13 protein-coding genes are annotated in these 15,830 nt (G+C 40.6%); 7 read left to right on the plus strand and 6 right to left on the minus strand.

The features are described from left to right. Positions 1-7: 7 nt before the first annotated feature. The 4 genes from N6B01_RS06325 to N6B01_RS06340 all read left to right on the plus strand — a co-directional run bounded on the left by N6B01_RS06325 (position 8) and on the right by N6B01_RS06340 (position 3,684). A complete protein-coding gene (locus N6B01_RS06325) occupies positions 8-655 on the plus strand; it encodes an amino acid ABC transporter permease (protein WP_262080437.1) in 648 nt (215 codons plus the stop codon). Further along, positions 652-1,374 (plus strand): amino acid ABC transporter ATP-binding protein, encoded by a 723-nt coding sequence (locus N6B01_RS06330; RefSeq protein WP_182419433.1) that lies wholly within the window; start codon positions 652-654, stop codon positions 1,372-1,374. Before N6B01_RS06325 ends, N6B01_RS06330 begins: the two co-directional genes overlap by 4 nt. A gap of 121 nt (positions 1,375-1,495) precedes the next feature. Further along, complete coding sequence (locus tag N6B01_RS06335; protein ID WP_262080438.1) at positions 1,496-2,521, plus strand: trans-3-hydroxy-L-proline dehydratase; 1,026 nt, start codon at positions 1,496-1,498, stop codon at positions 2,519-2,521. A 143-nt stretch (positions 2,522-2,664) separates the two neighbouring features. Beyond that, complete coding sequence (locus N6B01_RS06340; RefSeq protein WP_262080439.1) at positions 2,665-3,684, plus strand: Ldh family oxidoreductase; 1,020 nt, start codon at positions 2,665-2,667, stop codon at positions 3,682-3,684. Between the two features lie 62 nt (positions 3,685-3,746). Here N6B01_RS06340 and N6B01_RS06345 read toward each other — a convergent pair whose 3' ends face one another. Then, positions 3,747-4,394: a GntR family transcriptional regulator gene (locus N6B01_RS06345; RefSeq protein ID WP_262080440.1), complete on the minus strand. Its 648-nt coding sequence runs from the start codon at positions 4,392-4,394 to the stop codon at positions 3,747-3,749. Between the two features lie 156 nt (positions 4,395-4,550). Between N6B01_RS06345 and N6B01_RS06350 the strand changes: the two genes are divergently transcribed. The 3 genes from N6B01_RS06350 (at position 4,551) to N6B01_RS06360 (ending at position 7,886) form a co-directional block, all read left to right on the plus strand. After that, positions 4,551-5,513 carry a dihydrodipicolinate synthase family protein gene (locus tag N6B01_RS06350; RefSeq protein ID WP_262080441.1) on the plus strand — a complete coding sequence of 321 codons (963 nt, stop codon included), beginning with the start codon at positions 4,551-4,553 and terminating at the stop codon, positions 5,511-5,513. Between the two features lie 121 nt (positions 5,514-5,634). Then, complete coding sequence (locus tag N6B01_RS06355; RefSeq protein WP_262080442.1) at positions 5,635-6,882, plus strand: NAD(P)/FAD-dependent oxidoreductase; 1,248 nt, start codon at positions 5,635-5,637, stop codon at positions 6,880-6,882. Between the two features lie 2 nt (positions 6,883-6,884). Next, positions 6,885-7,886, plus strand: coding sequence for a 4-hydroxyproline epimerase (locus N6B01_RS06360; RefSeq protein ID WP_182419439.1), 1,002 nt, complete (start codon positions 6,885-6,887; stop codon positions 7,884-7,886). 357 nt (positions 7,887-8,243) lie between these two features. Here N6B01_RS06360 and N6B01_RS06365 read toward each other — a convergent pair whose 3' ends face one another. The 5 genes from N6B01_RS06365 to sufA all read right to left on the minus strand — a co-directional run bounded on the left by N6B01_RS06365 (position 8,244) and on the right by sufA (position 15,708). Continuing rightward, entirely contained in the window at positions 8,244-11,090 is a 2,847-nt protein-coding gene (locus N6B01_RS06365) for an EAL domain-containing protein (protein ID WP_182419682.1), read from the minus strand. 956 nt (positions 11,091-12,046) lie between these two features. Next, on the minus strand, positions 12,047-12,586 hold the full coding sequence (locus tag N6B01_RS06370; RefSeq protein WP_262080446.1) for a hypothetical protein: 540 nt from the start codon (positions 12,584-12,586) through the stop codon (positions 12,047-12,049). A 238-nt stretch (positions 12,587-12,824) separates the two neighbouring features. Further along, on the minus strand, positions 12,825-13,799 hold the full coding sequence (locus tag N6B01_RS06375; protein ID WP_262080447.1) for a YcjF family protein: 975 nt from the start codon (positions 13,797-13,799) through the stop codon (positions 12,825-12,827). Next, positions 13,796-15,232, minus strand: coding sequence for a YcjX family GTP-binding protein (locus tag N6B01_RS06380; protein WP_262080449.1), 1,437 nt, complete (start codon positions 15,230-15,232; stop codon positions 13,796-13,798). The genes N6B01_RS06375 and N6B01_RS06380 overlap by 4 nt, the downstream gene beginning before the upstream one ends. 92 nt (positions 15,233-15,324) lie before the next feature. Continuing rightward, positions 15,325-15,708, minus strand: coding sequence for a Fe-S cluster assembly scaffold SufA (gene sufA, locus N6B01_RS06385; RefSeq protein WP_182419442.1), 384 nt, complete (start codon positions 15,706-15,708; stop codon positions 15,325-15,327). Positions 15,709-15,830 lie beyond the last annotated feature (122 nt).

Raw genomic sequence — 15,830 nt, forward strand, 5'->3', positions numbered from 1 at the left:
TTAATTGATGTTTTTTGGTAAATTATCATGGAATGATATTCTCTATATGGTCAACGGCGCTTTGGTGACTATCGAACTTACTGCTCTTGCAATGCTTATTGGAACCATAATTGGCGTATTCTGTGGGTTCTTACGTGCTGGTGCCCCCACCTTATCTGCGCCTTTATCGTGGTTTTTGGACATTACTCGTAGTGTACCATTGCTTATTCAATTTGTGGTCTTTAACTCGTTCAAAAGTGTTATAGGCCTAAATTGGAGCGCATTTACAATTGCTTGTATCGTACTTGGACTTTACGCCGCATCTTATTGTACTGAAATTGTGCGTAGTGGCGTTTTGGCTGTGCCTTCAAATTTACGTAGAGCGAGCCGCTCCTTAGGGCTTAGTTGGTGGCAAGACATTATCTATATTGTTTTACCTCTCGCAACGCGAATTTCGTTTCCTGGTTGGCTCAACCTTACACTGTCAGTCATGAAAGACACAGCTCTTGTCTTCTGGATTGGAATTGTAGAATTATTACGGACTGCGCAACAGGTTAATGTTCGCTTAAATGAACCATTGCTGATATTTTTTATTGCAGGTGTTTTCTATTATATCATTAGTTGGGTTGTTTCCCGTATTGGCGCCCACTTTGAAAAGAAATGGGGTACAGCATGATTGAAATTCATGAAGTTTCAAAATCCTTCGGTAACTTAGAAGTTTTAAAGGGGGTTTCACTTAACGTTAATAATGGCGAAGTGATGTCGGTCATCGGTGGATCTGGCTCTGGTAAATCAACAATGCTTATGTGCATTAATGGACTAGAGCGTATTAATAGCGGATTTATAAAAATTGATGGTACAAGTGTTTTTGATAAAAGCACAAATATTGATAAGCTTCGGCAAAAGATTGGTATCGTATTTCAACAATGGAATGCTTTTCCCCACCTGAGCGTTATTGAAAATGTTATGCTCGCGCCCCGCAAAGTCTTAAAAATGAACAAGAAAGACGCGCGTGACATGGCCGTAAAGCAACTGGAGCATGTTGGACTAGGCTCGAAGCTTGATGTATATCCCTCGCAATTATCTGGTGGACAGCAACAACGCATGGCAATTGCCCGAGCCCTTGCTATGTCACCAGATTATATGTTGTTTGATGAAGCCACTTCAGCGCTTGATCCACAATTAGTCGGCGAAGTATTAGATACGATGCGCACCTTGGCAAAAGAAGGCATGACCATGATATTGGTAACCCATGAGATTAGCTTCGCGCGTGAAGTATCTGATCGCGTTGCTTTTTTCCATCAAGGAAAAATTCATGAAATTGGAACACCGGATGAAGTTTTAAAAAATCCTCAAAGGCAGGAAACTATTGAATTTTTGCAATCAGTTCGATGAGTAGTTCTCCCAATATATAGTGAAAGCGCCGTATACTCACGTGCACTTAAACTAATTGACTATTAGCTTTCTAAGTTAATTTCATTTTGCTAATTATCTATTATAAAAGGATATTGCAATTATGCGCAGCAATAAGATTATTCACGTTGTGACATGTCATGCTGAAGGTGAAGTGGGGGATGTTATTGTTGGAGGTGTCCTCCCTCCTCCTGGAGATACAGTTTGGGAGAAATCTCGCTTCATAGCTCAAGATCAAAATTTGCGCAATTTCGTTCTGAATGAACCGCGTGGCGGCGTATTTCGGCATGTTAATTTACTTGTTCCTCCAACTGATCCTAAAGCGCAAATGGGGTGGATTATTATGGAGCCGGAAGATACGCCGCCAATGTCAGGTTCCAACTCTATTTGTGTTGCAACTGTTCTCTTGGATAGTGGCATTATCCCCATGCAGGAGCCGGTTACCAAGCTATATTTGGAGCCCCCTATGGGCTTAATTGAGATTGAAGCGGAATGCAAAAATGGTAAAGCTGAGCGGATACATGTGACCAATGTTCCCTCATTTGCAGATAAGCTGGATGCGCAAATCGAAGTAGAAGGAATAGGTACCATCAAAGTTGATACCGCCTTTGGCGGCGATAGTTTTGTTGTCGTACAAGCAAGTGATATCGGCTTGGAAATACGACCAGAATCGGCAGATCAATTAGCTAAAATTGGTGTCAAAATAACACAAGCTGCCAATGAACAAATAGGCTTCAAGCACCCATTAAAAGATTGGAACCATATTTCCTTTTGCGCGATTACTGAGCCTGTCCAACGTATTAATGGTATCCTTACTGGTAAAAGTGCGGTTGTCATTCGCCCTGGTAAAATAGACCGTTCGCCAACTGGAACATTTTGCTCAGCTCGTATGGCACTTTTATATGCAAAAGGTGAAATGGCTATAGGTGAAAAATTCATTGGCACATCTATCATTAATACAGAATTCCATTGCCAGATAGCTGAAAAGGTCGATATTGCAGATAAAAAAGCAATTATTCCGGTTATTTCAGGGCGGGCATGGATTACTGGAGTTTCTCAGCTGATGTTGGATCCATCTGATCCATTTCCCAATGGCTATCGCATATCCGATACTTGGCCAAATGGATAAATAATCTTAACAAACAACTTTACTCGTGATAGAGCAAGCATGTTTTTAAATTGCTTATGAACCATGCATGATCTGTTTAGCCATATACGGATTTTTATCTATCGATTGCACCAATAATTTAAACTATATATTTAGGAATAATTATGTCCAACCAAGTTGTAACATTGTCTTTTAACGAGCTAAGTGCGTTAGTTTATAAAATTTTAATAAAAGCCGGTGTGCATAAAGATACTGCCCAACTCATTGCTAATAACTGTGTAACCTGTGAAGCGGATGGAACCCATAGCCACGGGTTATTTAGAGTTGCCGGTTATTTATCTTCATTAAAATGCGGTTGGGTAAACGGCGATGCAAAACCGATTATCGACGATTGCGGCGCTTCCTTTATTCGGGTAAATGCTGATAATGGATTTGCGCAACTGTCTTTAGCTGCAGCTAAGCCCTTGCTTTTGCAAAAAGTCAAAGAGACTGGTGTTTGCGTGTTATCAATTGCCTTATCTCATCATTTAAGTGCTCTTTGGCCTGATGTTGAGCCATTTGCACGAGAAGGTCTTGTTGCATTGAGTTTTGTCGCTGGACTGCCTGTAGTTGTTCACCCTGGTGGACGTAAGACAATTTATGGCACTAATCCTTTTGCTTTTGCGTCACCAGTTGCTGATGACAACCCTTTAGTATTTGACTTTGCAACCAGTGCACTTTCCAATGGAGATACACGCATTGCAGCAAGCAAAGGTCATTTGCTTGCTGATAATTCTGGAATTGATAGCAATGGCGATGCAACCAATGACCCAAAGGCTATACTTGATGGGGGAGCTTTGCTGCCCTTTGGTGGGCACAAAGGGGCGGCAATTATTCTCATGGTAGAAATACTAGCGGGCGCTCTTACTGGCGGCGCATTTTCAACCGAAGTTGATTTTAAAGGCTATGAGGGGGCCGAAACCCCAAAAACAGGTCAACTCTTCATTGTTATTGATCCAAAACGCGGTAATAATTTTGATTTTGCAACGCGGGTTAAAGGTTTGCTCGATCTTATACGTGATAGTGGTAGCGATATAAGACTACCCGGTGACAAACGCTATCACCAACGCCAAAAAGCATTGCGTGAAGGAATTAATATTCCCAAAAACCGCTATGACGAATTACTTTCCTATTTGGTTGATTAAACGAGCATTGTCGTAAATATCGCCTAACATGATATTTACGACAAAATCTTTACTTAAGATGTTTAAGCCATCATCTCACGCAAGTAATGCATTAATTCACGCGCTTTATTGCCAGCTATATCAGAATCCCCTGACATAATGCTGTCAATTAACTCAATATGCGCTGCTGCTGATCTGCGTATAGCATCTTGACCGCGATGCAATCGATACCAAAACCGCCTTGAATGGGTTTGTAATGGCGCTACAACACGTGCTGCAAAAACATTGCCGGCAGATCTACCAAGATTTTCATCAAAGATCTTATCGGCATCTAAAAACAAAAAAGCGTCGTTGATTTCAACTGATTCTTTTAACTGCTTAGAAGCCAATTTCATCCGCTCAAAATCAGGTGCTCCAGCATAGCGTGCAGCATCGCGCGCCAGTAACACTTCAAGTCCTTCTCGGGCGTCAATTACACGCGCAAAATCTTGCGGCTCTAACGCAGTTACCGCAATACCTGAGCGCGGGCGAATTTCAAAAAAGCCTTCCCATGCTAATCTTTGAATGGCTTCACGCACTGGTGTGCGCCCCATACCTGTTGCTTCAATAAGGGAACGCTCATTAACCACCATGCCGGGCTCAAGCACCAATGTAACGATCATTCGTTCAAGGCTTTTATAGGCCAAATCAGCCTGACTATCGGACATCCCAGTAATTTTAATTTCTTCCATTTTTCCGCCTAAAAATCGACTTGACATAAAAATATCTTACTGATATCTATCTGATATATCAATGTCTGTAGTTTGGTTTTTCAATCTTTTTTATGTTTATTTCCAATAGCAGGCCAAAAAAAATAAATATATGTTATTCGCAATGAGGAGACGAATATGAGCGCTTCAATATTTTCTGGTGTAATTCCTGCTTTGATGACCCCTTGTAAAAGTGATCGTAGCCCCGACTTTGATGCTTTGGTCAAAAAGGGGCAGCAACTTATAGAAAGTGGCATGTCGGCGGTCGTTTATTGTGGTTCAATGGGAGATTGGCCACTGTTAACTGATGCCCAACGTATGGAAGGTGTGGAGCGTCTCGCAAATGCAGGTATCCCAGTTATTGTTGGCACTGGCGCCGTAAACACTGCAACTGCGGTAGCTCATGCATCCCACGCCCAAAAGGTTGGCGCAAAGGGTCTTATGGTTATTCCGCGTGTTCTATCGCGTGGTAGCGTTGTCAGCGCGCAAAAACATCATTTTAAGGCAATTTTGTCTGCTGCTCCTGATCTACCAGCCGTTATTTATAACAGCCCATATTATGGTTTTGCAACTCGTGCCGACTTGTTTTTTGCTTTACGGCAAGATCATAAAAATCTCGTTGGTTTTAAAGAATTTGGTGGCGCTGATGACATGCTTTATGCTGCTGAAAACATAACTAGCCAAGATGATGAAGTAACTTTTATGGTCGGCGTAGATACAACTGTTGTTCATGGCTTTGTTAATTGTGGTGCAACTGGTGCAATCACAGGCATTGGCAATGTGCTACCTAAAGAAATCATCCATCTTTGCAATCTTTCTATGGCCGCAGCCAAAGGTGATGTAGATGCGCGTAACCGCGCCTATGAATTGGAACATGCTTTGGCGATCCTTTCATCGTTTGATGCAGGCCCTGATCTTGTTCTTTATTTCAAATATATGATGGTTTTAAAGGGTGATAAAGAATACAGCCTACACTTTAATGAAAGTGATGAACTAACTCCAAGTCAACGTGGATTTGTTGAAACACAATTCAACCTATTCAATACTTGGTATGCTGAGTGGTCAAAATTAGCTGGCGCCGTAACAAAATATAAGCCGTAAACACAATTTTGATAAAAGCCCTATTAAAAATGGGGCTCCATTTGAAAGCATAGGAATATATTTATTATATTTACATGCTGACACTTGGTTATTCGCGATCAAATTTGTGGGAGGAGGCCTGATGGATAACACACCGAAGGATATTGTCATTATTGGAGGAGGCATTATCGGTATTGCGAGTGCCGCTTTACTTAGCGAAAAAGGGCATAAAGTGACCCTTATTGATCGCACGGGCATTACCGAAGAGACAAGCTCTGGTAATGCTGGTGCATTTGCATTTACAGATGTGTTACCAATTGCATCCAAGGGTATTATGCGTAAATTACCCAAATGGCTGTTAGATCCCCTTGGACCTTTTACTATTCGGCCAAGCTATTTACCAAGCCTCATTCCTTGGCTTTACCAATTTTGGCGTGCTAGCAGTAAATCAAAACAAGTTCATACCATTGAAGCGCAAGTTGCAATGATGGGACTTGCCGAAAAAGAAATGCTTGCGCTTATAAAACGAGCTTCGCTCGAAAACTACCTTGGCACGATTGGCAATTTAGAAGTTTATGAAAGTGAAAACGAATTGCAATCAGCGCTGCCAAGCTGGAAACAACGTGAAAACTATGGCATTGAAGTGCGCCATATGAAAGCTGGTGAAATGGCGCAATTGCAGCCAGGTCTTTCACCGCGTTTTGTTGCGGGTAGCTTTGTTGAAGCCTGGCGCAATGTTACTGATCCAAAATTATTTGGTAAAGCTCTTTGGGAATATGCGCAAAATCTTGGCGCAAAATTTATAAAGGCGACTGTTTTAGAAATATCACCTTTAGAAAATGGTGCGAACATTACCACCGATAAAGGTGAAAAATTAACCCCGAACTTTACCATTATTGCGTCAGGTGCTTGGTCTAAGCATTTTGCACAAAAATTGGGTGACACGATTCCTCTAGATACCGAGCGTGGTTATAACACTACATTACCTGCTAACGCACTCGATTTACGCCAACAGGTAACATTTGGCGGTCATGGTTTTGTTATTGTGCCGCTTGCTACCGGCATTCGCGTTGGGGGTGCAGTTGAAATGGGCGGTTTAAAATTACCTGCCAACTATAAACGATGTGATGCCATGTTGACAAAAGCTAAGGCCTTTTTCCCTGATCTTAAAATTGATAGTGGCAAACAATGGATGGGGCATCGGCCATCTATTCCTGATGGCTTACCAGTGATTGGCACAGCTAAAGCAAGTCCTTATATTCTATATGCTTTTGGACACGGACATTTGGGGCTTACACAATCTGCTGCCACGGCACGCCTTATTAATGATATTATTGGAAAAAATAGCAGCGAAATATCAATTGCACCTTTTGATCCTCGGAGGTTTTAAAAATGGCACGTCATTCGTTTTTTTGTATCGATGGACATACATGTGGTAATCCTGTGCGTTTGGTGGCTGGTGGTGGGCCTCAATTGAAAGGCAGCACCATGATGGAAAAACGCCTACACTTTTTAGCTGAATATGATTGGATCCGTACTGGGCTAATGTTTGAACCTCGTGGTCATGATATGATGTCTGGTTCTATTCTTTATCCGCCAACACGTGACGATTGTGATATTGGTGTTCTTTATATTGAAACATCTGGTTGTTTGCCAATGTGCGGACATGGTACAATTGGTACCGTTACTATGGCGATTGAATATGGTTTGATAAGCCCTAAGACACCAGGCAAAATTAGCCTTGATACCCCAGCAGGTAAAGTTGATATTGCTTTTCAACAAAATGGCGAATATGTCGAAGAAGTTCGATTAACTAATGTTCCGGCTTTTCTTTATGCAGAACAGCTTGATGTAGAATGCCCTGTACTTGGTCATTTAAAAGTAGATGTTGCCTATGGTGGCAATTTTTATGCGATTGTCGAACCACAAGAAAATTATTCCGATATGGCTGATTATAACGTTTTGGAGCTTATCGCTTGGAGTCCGATCTTGCGCGAACGCCTCAACGAGCTTTATAGTTTTCAACACCCTGAAAAGCCTGAAATAAACCATCTTAGCCATATTATGTGGACAGGAAAGCCAACGCAACCTAGTGCCCATGCTCGTAATGCAGTATTTTATGGTGATAAAGCAATTGATCGTTCGCCTTGTGGTACCGGCACATCAGCGCGAATGGCACAGCTTACAGCCAAAGGAATATTGAAAGAAGGCGATAGTTTTATCCATGAATCTATCATTGGTTCAATGTTTGATGGACGCGTTGAAAAAATAACACATGTTGCAGATCGCGCAGCCATCATTCCATCTGTCGCGGGTTGGGCAAGAATGACTGGGTTTAATACAATTTTTATCGATGATCGCGACCCCTATAAGCATGGCTTCATCGTTAAATAATTATAATTTATAAGCTGTAAAAAAAACCTTCGCAAATTTACGAAGGTTTTTTAAAAGTCTAAGGCTCTTCAAATAGGCAATATATTGCCGCAAGGCTTCAATTTATCAAGCTTTCATCTCTGCCCTGTTAACTTATAAAAGCAATTGCAAGCTATCTCATTGGCTATCGATTTCAAACCTCATTATTCACAAAAGCTCAAAATTTTTCAGTACTTTCCATGACAACGCTCATTGTCATTTATAGTAGCTTTTGCTTGATCGCCATTAAAAACTTTACACAAAATTTGAGCAAACAAATATATTTTAAGCTAATTGTGTTAAAGTCCTCTCAACTATCCTTCCAATTCCATTTTATATTTATTTTTTATGGTTAGTAATTAATTCAATTACATCATCAATTGCAATCGGCATGCTAAACGTATTGGATTGCAAATATTCGCAATTTGCTTCCTTTAGCATAATGGCAAGACCTTCATTTTCAACACCTTCAGCAATAACCTGAAAACCAAGATCATGAGCCATACCTATGAGTGAGCGCAACAAAATATTTTGCTTTGGTCGTTCATTATTAAGCAAAGAACGATCTAGCTTTATGATGTCAAATGGAAAACGCACAAAGTAAGAAAGTGAAGAATATCCTGTACCAAAATTATCAAGAACCAAGCCAACACCTAAACCTTTAAGACGCTCGAATAAAGATACTGAAAGTTCAGGATTTTGCATAAGAACAGCTTCTGGCATTTCAATCAATAATTGTCCTTCTCGCAATGGATTACGAACCATCATAGATTGAATGCTAGCTACGAGCTCATTGCGCAGCAAATCAGCACTAGGCAGGTTGACCGAAACAAAATACCGGTTGCCAGGAAATTTTTGGTTTAGCAGCATTATGCCTTGTGCTGCGCGATGAAGCACAAAATTTGCCAATTCCAATGTAATTCCCGCGTTTTCCGCTGCCGAAATAAAGTCTTGGGTAAATAATGTACCTCGACTTGGATGATCCCATTGCAACATTGCTTCAAAGCCGACCAATGTGCCATCGGCAATTTTTAACACTGGATGATAAACGACATAAAGTTGATTATGGTTCAAGGCTTCACGCAATTCATCATCAATGGAGCGCTTTTCGATATTTTGACTACGGAAAACCGGCCTAAATGGCTCGATTTTATTACCACCATTATATTTCGCTGCAAACATTGCTAGGATAGCGTCATTCAAACGATCTTCAGCCGGTGCATTACCACCAAGCCAGGGTAAAAGCCCAATAGAAGCTGTTAACTGCACTTCACGCTTTGCAAAGCTGATAGGCATATTTAAAGCTTTTTTTAGATTGATGGTAAAATTTGCAACCTTTGAAAGATCGCTTTGTGAAGCAAGTAAAAATGCAAACCTATCTGAAGATATACGGCTCAATGTATCTAATGGTTTAAGATGCCGAGCAAGACGCCGCGCCATTGCAAGCAAAAATGTATCGCCAACCGACAATCCGTAACGTTGATTGATTGAACGGAAATTATCAAAATCAATAATTAACAATGTTGGCTTTAAATCTTCATCATTTTGAGCTAAGTCGCAAAAACTTTGCAAGCGATCAAGAAATAATTGTCGATTAGGAAGACCGGTTAAGCTGTCATAGATCGCGTTGTGCAATAGACGCTCTTCAGCTTTCTTATGCTCGGTAATATCCATTAACATGCCGACACAACGAATAATTTCGCCGTCTGGCCCAATGACAGGACGTGCCCGCAACGAAAACCAACGATATTGACTATCCCCTGCCCTTAATCTGAAAGTTTGATCTAACCGTCCTGCACGCGTATCAAGAATTGCATCAAGGGTCATCCGGAAACGATCCCGATCATCGGAATGCATAGCTGGTAGCCAATTGCGCATTGGTCCAATAAGACTTTTTGCTGCGGACCCAATATAAATTGATAAATCTGGAGTGGTAACAACTCGGTCCCTTACCACATCCCAATCCCACACGATTTGATCCGTTCCCATAACGGCAAGTGCTTGTCTTTCAAGGTCAGAAAAAATACCCTGATTACCAGCACCGCCAGAAAATGCGTGCTGCATAACAGTAAAGCTAAGCAATAATACGATAAGGACGAGCCCGCCAGCTAAAGCAGGCTGCACGATATCGTTTTCAAGCTTTCCAGTAACTGCAGCATAGGCAGCAAACAACCAAAGTATGAATAAAATCCAACTTGGCACCAACATAATAGCACGATCATAGCCGCGAATGGTGAGATAACAAATAAGCAAAACACCAATTAATGCGGTTGCACCAAGAGAAACGCGGGCAAAACCAGCAGCTTGAACCGGATCAAATACCACCATGCCAGCAAGACCGCAAAGGGCCCCAAGCCACAATACAATACCGAAGCTAAAATGATAATGCCAACGATGTAAATGAAGGTAGGTAAAGAGAAAAACTAATATTGTGCCTGCTAAGGCCACTTCTGTTCCTGCCCGCCATAGTGGTTCAGAATTAGGAACAACATTTAAAAATTTATTTAAAAAACTAAAATCTACACAAATATAACCAAGTACTGCCCATGCAAAAGCTGCGGTTGCAGGAAAAAGCGATGTACCTTTAACCACAAATAAAATGGTAAGCAGCAAAGCTAGAAGACCAGAAATACCAAGTAATATTCCACGATACAGCGTATAAGAATTAACTGTATCCTTGTAGGCATCAGGTTCCCACAAATATAATTGCGGCAAATCACGTGATCCAAGCTCTGCTACAAGCGTTACAACAGCACCGGGATTGATTGTAAAGCGGAAAACATCCGAGTCTGGACTAGCCTGGCGTTCTAGAGTAAACCCCTCACTTGGAGTTATCGATCGTATCCGAATAGAACCTAGATCAGGATCAAGTAAGCCAGAACCTGCTAGCCGATAATGGGGTGCTACAATTAACCTATCAAGCTGTTGGTCGCTTGGATTGGCAAGAGTTAAAACAGCCCAATTGCCTTGCGAGTTTTCACTATTAGCTTGCACTTCAATCCGATGGATGATTCCTTCTGGATCAGGAGGGGTTGAAATACTAAAGCTCGAACCTTGATCAAGGTTTATTTCAACGAGCCCAGAAAGGTCAAGGGCGGCACTATCAGGTGATATTTTAATTGGATCAGCAGCATTAGCAGCTATTGATAGGCCAATTAGCATAAAGAATAAAAGGATGAAGCGCATAGAAAAGCGAATTATAGCCAATTGGGGCCTCCGACACTTTTTGTATTATCAAGCTGTATGCATATAAATGCATGTTTAGATAAAGGCTTTCGGCTTTGGCTCGGCATTAGACCAATTATCCCTTTATATTAGAAAATTTAGGCAAATCACCTTGCCCGATTTTAATAAATCAATAAAGACCCTTTGCAGGGCTTTCAAGCTATTTAATGGCATGCAATCCAGAAAATTATAAATCATGACGATAGCACTTCTTTAATTTGTCATGCGACCATAAGCAATACATCAAAATAATAAATATTTTAGGAACGCCCTTATTTTTATTATAGTTTCATTTTATTGTGGTTTTATGGGGAGTAAAATGATTACTGACCATACAGATGAACAATCGGAGCGCTAAGCACCCATCATTGCTTATGGACGAACTGAACAGCGTGGTGTTAATACAAATAAATGCAGCTTTATTAACGCCTTGATCTGGCAAGCGCTCAGGTCGGCGTTAGTGTGACCTTCTAGCTTGTTTTGGCCCTTACGGAACAGTAAATCGACGCGAATAATTGCGGATTGAAAAGAGTTTCCCACCTGAGCGGTTAGAGAAAATTGCTATAGAGCCGGCCATCATATGACTGATGCTTGATGCGAGATTTGTTCATGCTTATGCTCAATCAGCACGAGCGCGGAAAAGGAGAGCGTTGATGCCCATGATCTTGGCTATTCCAAAGGCGGCTAACTAGTAAAATGCATGTTGCTTGAGATGCTTTGGTTACACCATTATGTCCACTTGTGACTTAAAACTATTTTAACTTACGAGATTGTAATGGCATTGTGCAAGTTAACAAGCAGTGAGAATGCTTAACTGCAACATAGCGTAGCGCTTCTTTTAAACGGCATAATTTTTGAATGTATATTTAAAGATCCGCTCGATAATTATATCTCAATTTAAATATAAGATTTATAAATTATTGAAAATCGTTTTGGGCTGTATTTTGAACGGCGTTTTTACCATTGCGTTTTAGTTTTACGCCAACCACTGGTATCATATCTTCAGAAACCTTAACCGATAGGGTAATATTCATTGTATCATTATCAGCTAGATGCGCGGTCATCGTACCATTAATATTTTCTCGCACTAGACCAAAAACCATATGCTTATTGCTAATACGCCCCGAAATGATATCCATGCCGTCAGCCTTGGCACCATTATTAAATGCGCCTTGATAACCTTTTTCAATGCGTGCAACACGAGCTTTGACGCTTTGGCTAAAAATGCCTACACGGCAAGAACCATCCAAGACCATACCAACCTTTGCCTGTTCCTGCACACCTGAAAATGTACAGGTAAAGCGCGTACCTTTATATTTCCCAGCAACAACTTCACCTGGCCCGGTCCATTGCCCTTCAATTTTTTTAAAAAAAACTTCCTCGGCGTCTTGTGCAGCACCGTAAGCGGAAGAGGAACATATGACAGCTGCAAAAAGCGGCAATAAAATTTTTTTCATTTAAACAGCTTTCCTTTTATCAGCTTCACATTAGCTTACAACCATGGAGCATCCAATTAAAGTAACAATTAAATGCATTTAATATCAAGCATCAAGATTTAAATTAAAGAATAATAGTTGAGATTCTTATGGTTAAAAATCGCAAAAAATGGTTAATAAGATATTTCAATTGCTAGGCTAAATAATAATTATTCCGCTTTAATTATAAAAGAACTTAGCCTTAGATCAAATTACATTATTAATCTTTGTTTGAAAAACGAATAAGATCACCGGCAAAATCACCAATACTGGGACGTTTTTCACCATCGAAAGGAAAAGGACGAAGTGCATCCATTGCTGCAATTCCTATACGGGTTGTCATCAACCCATTTACAACACCTTCACCTAGTTTTGCCGACAACCTCGCTGCAAGTCCCTGTCCAATGAATTGCTGTATAAAACTATCACCTAATGCAATAGTACCAGTTACAGCTAAATGAGATAAGACTTTACGCAATATGGCAATAAAACCAAACCGACTTGGCTTACAACCATAAAGCGACGCTATAGCGCGAATAAGCTTGGTGGCTTCATAAAAAACATAAATAATATCAACAAAGGCGCGCGGACTTACTGCTGTTACGACTGATACACGCTTAGCAGATGCCAAAATTAAACTACGTGCTTCTTTATCTAAAGGACGCAATATTTCAGCCTCTGACAAATGAATAAGCGCGCGTCCATCAATGATATCATCTTCAAAAGCAGCAATTATTTTGCGTCCATGCCGAGTTAACGCCTGCCCTTCAACTAAATTATTAAGTGCATGGATTGCCTTTTTCGCTTCTTTCATGTCATCGCGCATAACCGCATCGCGAGCCTGTCGCCTTATTTCAGATACCGAACGTAAACGTATAATTGCGCGCAATTCATTGAAAATAAAAATAATGAAAGCCAAGAGCCCAGTAACTGCAATTACAAGCGCAAACCATCCAAGAGCTACATAGCGGGAAAATAAAGTACGGACAAGATCATCAATCCATAGGCCAATTGCTAAGGATAATAATATGCCAAGAGCGGATAAAAAAATCTTACTCCACGTGAAATATTGCTTATTGCCCTGCTCTTCCTGCGCTAGCACGTCAAGATCGGCTAATTCAGCCTCATCAAAGGGATCTGCTGTTATATTGATAGTTTCAAGATCAGAAATGGCCCTTGGCCTACGCTGTGTCATGCAAGGTAATCTCCAAGCAAAAATTCCAAACTACGATCCAAACGAATATGCGGCAATGGATCAGTCGCTTTAACAATTGGTGGGCGAAACCGGATAAAGCGAATATTCATATTTTTATCATGATCGACAATATCTTGAGGATCTTTTGGCAAATCACCGGGAAAAATTGCAGTCTCTGTTTCACCATCAAAGCAAACGCCATCAATTATTTCACCTTCTAATGGTGTCCCAATAATTATAGGTAGTTCTTCATCGCCAATTTTTGCCAAGGCTTCACGGGTGGTGCGCACTGAAGCCATGGCTATGCTATCAGTTTTAACACCACGCAATTTTGCATTTTCAAGCGCATTGAGTGTTAAGAGCTTAATAATTTTTTCCAGCCTCTCATGGCTTTCATGATGAAGTTGATCTGCCTTTGTTGCGGCAACCACAATTCGATCTATTTTGTGGCTAATAAGTTGACTTGCCCAATTATTAGCACCTGAACGAAAACATGATAGAATTTCTGTCAAAGAATTTTGCAGGTCTTGCACAGCATGGGTACCCGAATTAATCGCTTGCATCGCATCCACAAGAATGATTTGCCTATCTAAACGAGCGATATGATTTAAAAAAAATGGCTTAATCACGTGCTTTTTATAAGATTCATAACGCCGCTCCATCACAGATGCCAAAGAGTGAGGCTGAAATGGTTTGTCGCTTAAATTAGGCAAAGGTGCAAAGGTAAGCGCAGGCGAACCATCAAGATCGCCAGGCATTAAAAAACGACCCGGTGGCAACATGGAAATTGCACTTTTATCTTCCTTTGCCAACTTTAAATAAGTCTTAAAAACCGAACTTAATTGATCGATGATATCATCGCTAGCCTTTGCAAAGCTATTGACGTGGTGGGCTGCACCAAGCCAATCACTTGCAAATTCCTTATGTAATTTATTATTTGCGCGCTCAAAAGACTCTTTTGAAAATGTCCGATAATCCTTTGCCAGCAAAGGAAGATCAAGCAGCCATTCACCCGGATAATCAATGATATCAATAGTTAACTTTCCACGTGAGAAATATTTACTAAATGTAGAATTTGATTGATACTTTATTGTTAATCGCAATTGTGATAATGAGCGAGTAGAATGGGGCCACTGGCGCTTTAATGTTAAACTATCTATATGCTTTTCAAACTCAAAACGAGGCAATGTATCGTCGGGTTGATGCTCTATATCAACGGATATTATGCGCTTTTGTGCTATAGCTTTAAAAAGTGGCAAGCGCCCACTTCTTAGTAAGTTCTGAATTAATGATGTAATAAAAACTGTCTTTCCAGCGGTAGAAAGTCCAGTGACACCCAGTCTTATAGTTGGATGGATAATTCCTGAAAAACGGTCAGAAACAGTGTTAAGGCTCATCCTAGCTTCATCGCCAAAAGATGTGAATGATGCCAAAGCGATTGCCCTTCAATGATGGTAATATAATTAAATGAGATTGCTTAAATATAGTGAGATTAGCGATCGTGATTAAAAAAACACAAGCGACGCTAAATTGCTTGTTCTCGACGTTTTTCTAATATTTCCATGGAAACAGGAGTTAATTCAACAGATTCACCACAGCCACAAGCCGAAGTTTGATTAGGATTATTAAAAACAAATCCTGTCCTAAGGGTGGTTTGCTCAAAATCCATTTGCGTACCAAGAAGGAAAAGAACAGCATCACGCCCAACAAAAACTCGGGCTCCGTCTTTTTCAACAATATCAAAATTTCCCTCATGCTCCTTCATCAAATTTATGGTATATTCCATTCCTGCGCAGCCACCCTTTTTTACACCAACATGGATACCTTGGGCATCAGGATTATTCCCCATAATTTCTTTGATACGCTCAACAGCACTGTCTGTTAGAGATATAACGGCAAAACGGCTCATTTATTCAACCTTTCAATTCGTGTTATACTTAGTGTGGCTGATTGACAAACGCAAGAACACCATCAATATTTTAATTAAACGACAAGATTTTAATCAGAATATGAGGCAGGCAATATAAAACA

This window comes from Bartonella sp. HY406, assembly GCF_025449315.1.
In the GTDB taxonomy this organism is placed as follows: domain Bacteria; phylum Pseudomonadota; class Alphaproteobacteria; order Rhizobiales; family Rhizobiaceae; genus HY038.

Bases quoted from the DNA above. Each gene is read 5' to 3' on its own strand.
- N6B01_RS06360 (WP_182419439.1), top strand. From the start codon at position 6,885: ATGGCACGTCATTCGTTTTTTTGTATCGATGGACATACATGTGGTAAT.
- N6B01_RS06340 (WP_262080439.1), top strand. From the start codon at position 2,665: ATGTCCAACCAAGTTGTAACATTGTCTTTTAACGAGCTAAGTGCGTTA.
- N6B01_RS06335 (WP_262080438.1), top strand. From the start codon at position 1,496: ATGCGCAGCAATAAGATTATTCACGTTGTGACATGTCATGCTGAAGGT.
- N6B01_RS06325 (WP_262080437.1), top strand. From the start codon at position 8: ATGTTTTTTGGTAAATTATCATGGAATGATATTCTCTATATGGTCAAC.
- N6B01_RS06345 (WP_262080440.1), bottom strand. From the start codon at position 4,394: ATGGAAGAAATTAAAATTACTGGGATGTCCGATAGTCAGGCTGATTTG.
- N6B01_RS06330 (WP_182419433.1), top strand. From the start codon at position 652: ATGATTGAAATTCATGAAGTTTCAAAATCCTTCGGTAACTTAGAAGTT.
- N6B01_RS06375 (WP_262080447.1), bottom strand. From the start codon at position 13,799: ATGACACAGCGTAGGCCAAGGGCCATTTCTGATCTTGAAACTATCAAT.
- sufA (WP_182419442.1), bottom strand. From the start codon at position 15,708: ATGAGCCGTTTTGCCGTTATATCTCTAACAGACAGTGCTGTTGAGCGT.
- N6B01_RS06355 (WP_262080442.1), top strand. From the start codon at position 5,635: ATGGATAACACACCGAAGGATATTGTCATTATTGGAGGAGGCATTATC.
- N6B01_RS06365 (WP_182419682.1), bottom strand. From the start codon at position 11,090: ATGCGCTTCATCCTTTTATTCTTTATGCTAATTGGCCTATCAATAGCT.
- N6B01_RS06370 (WP_262080446.1), bottom strand. From the start codon at position 12,586: ATGAAAAAAATTTTATTGCCGCTTTTTGCAGCTGTCATATGTTCCTCT.
- N6B01_RS06350 (WP_262080441.1), top strand. From the start codon at position 4,551: ATGAGCGCTTCAATATTTTCTGGTGTAATTCCTGCTTTGATGACCCCT.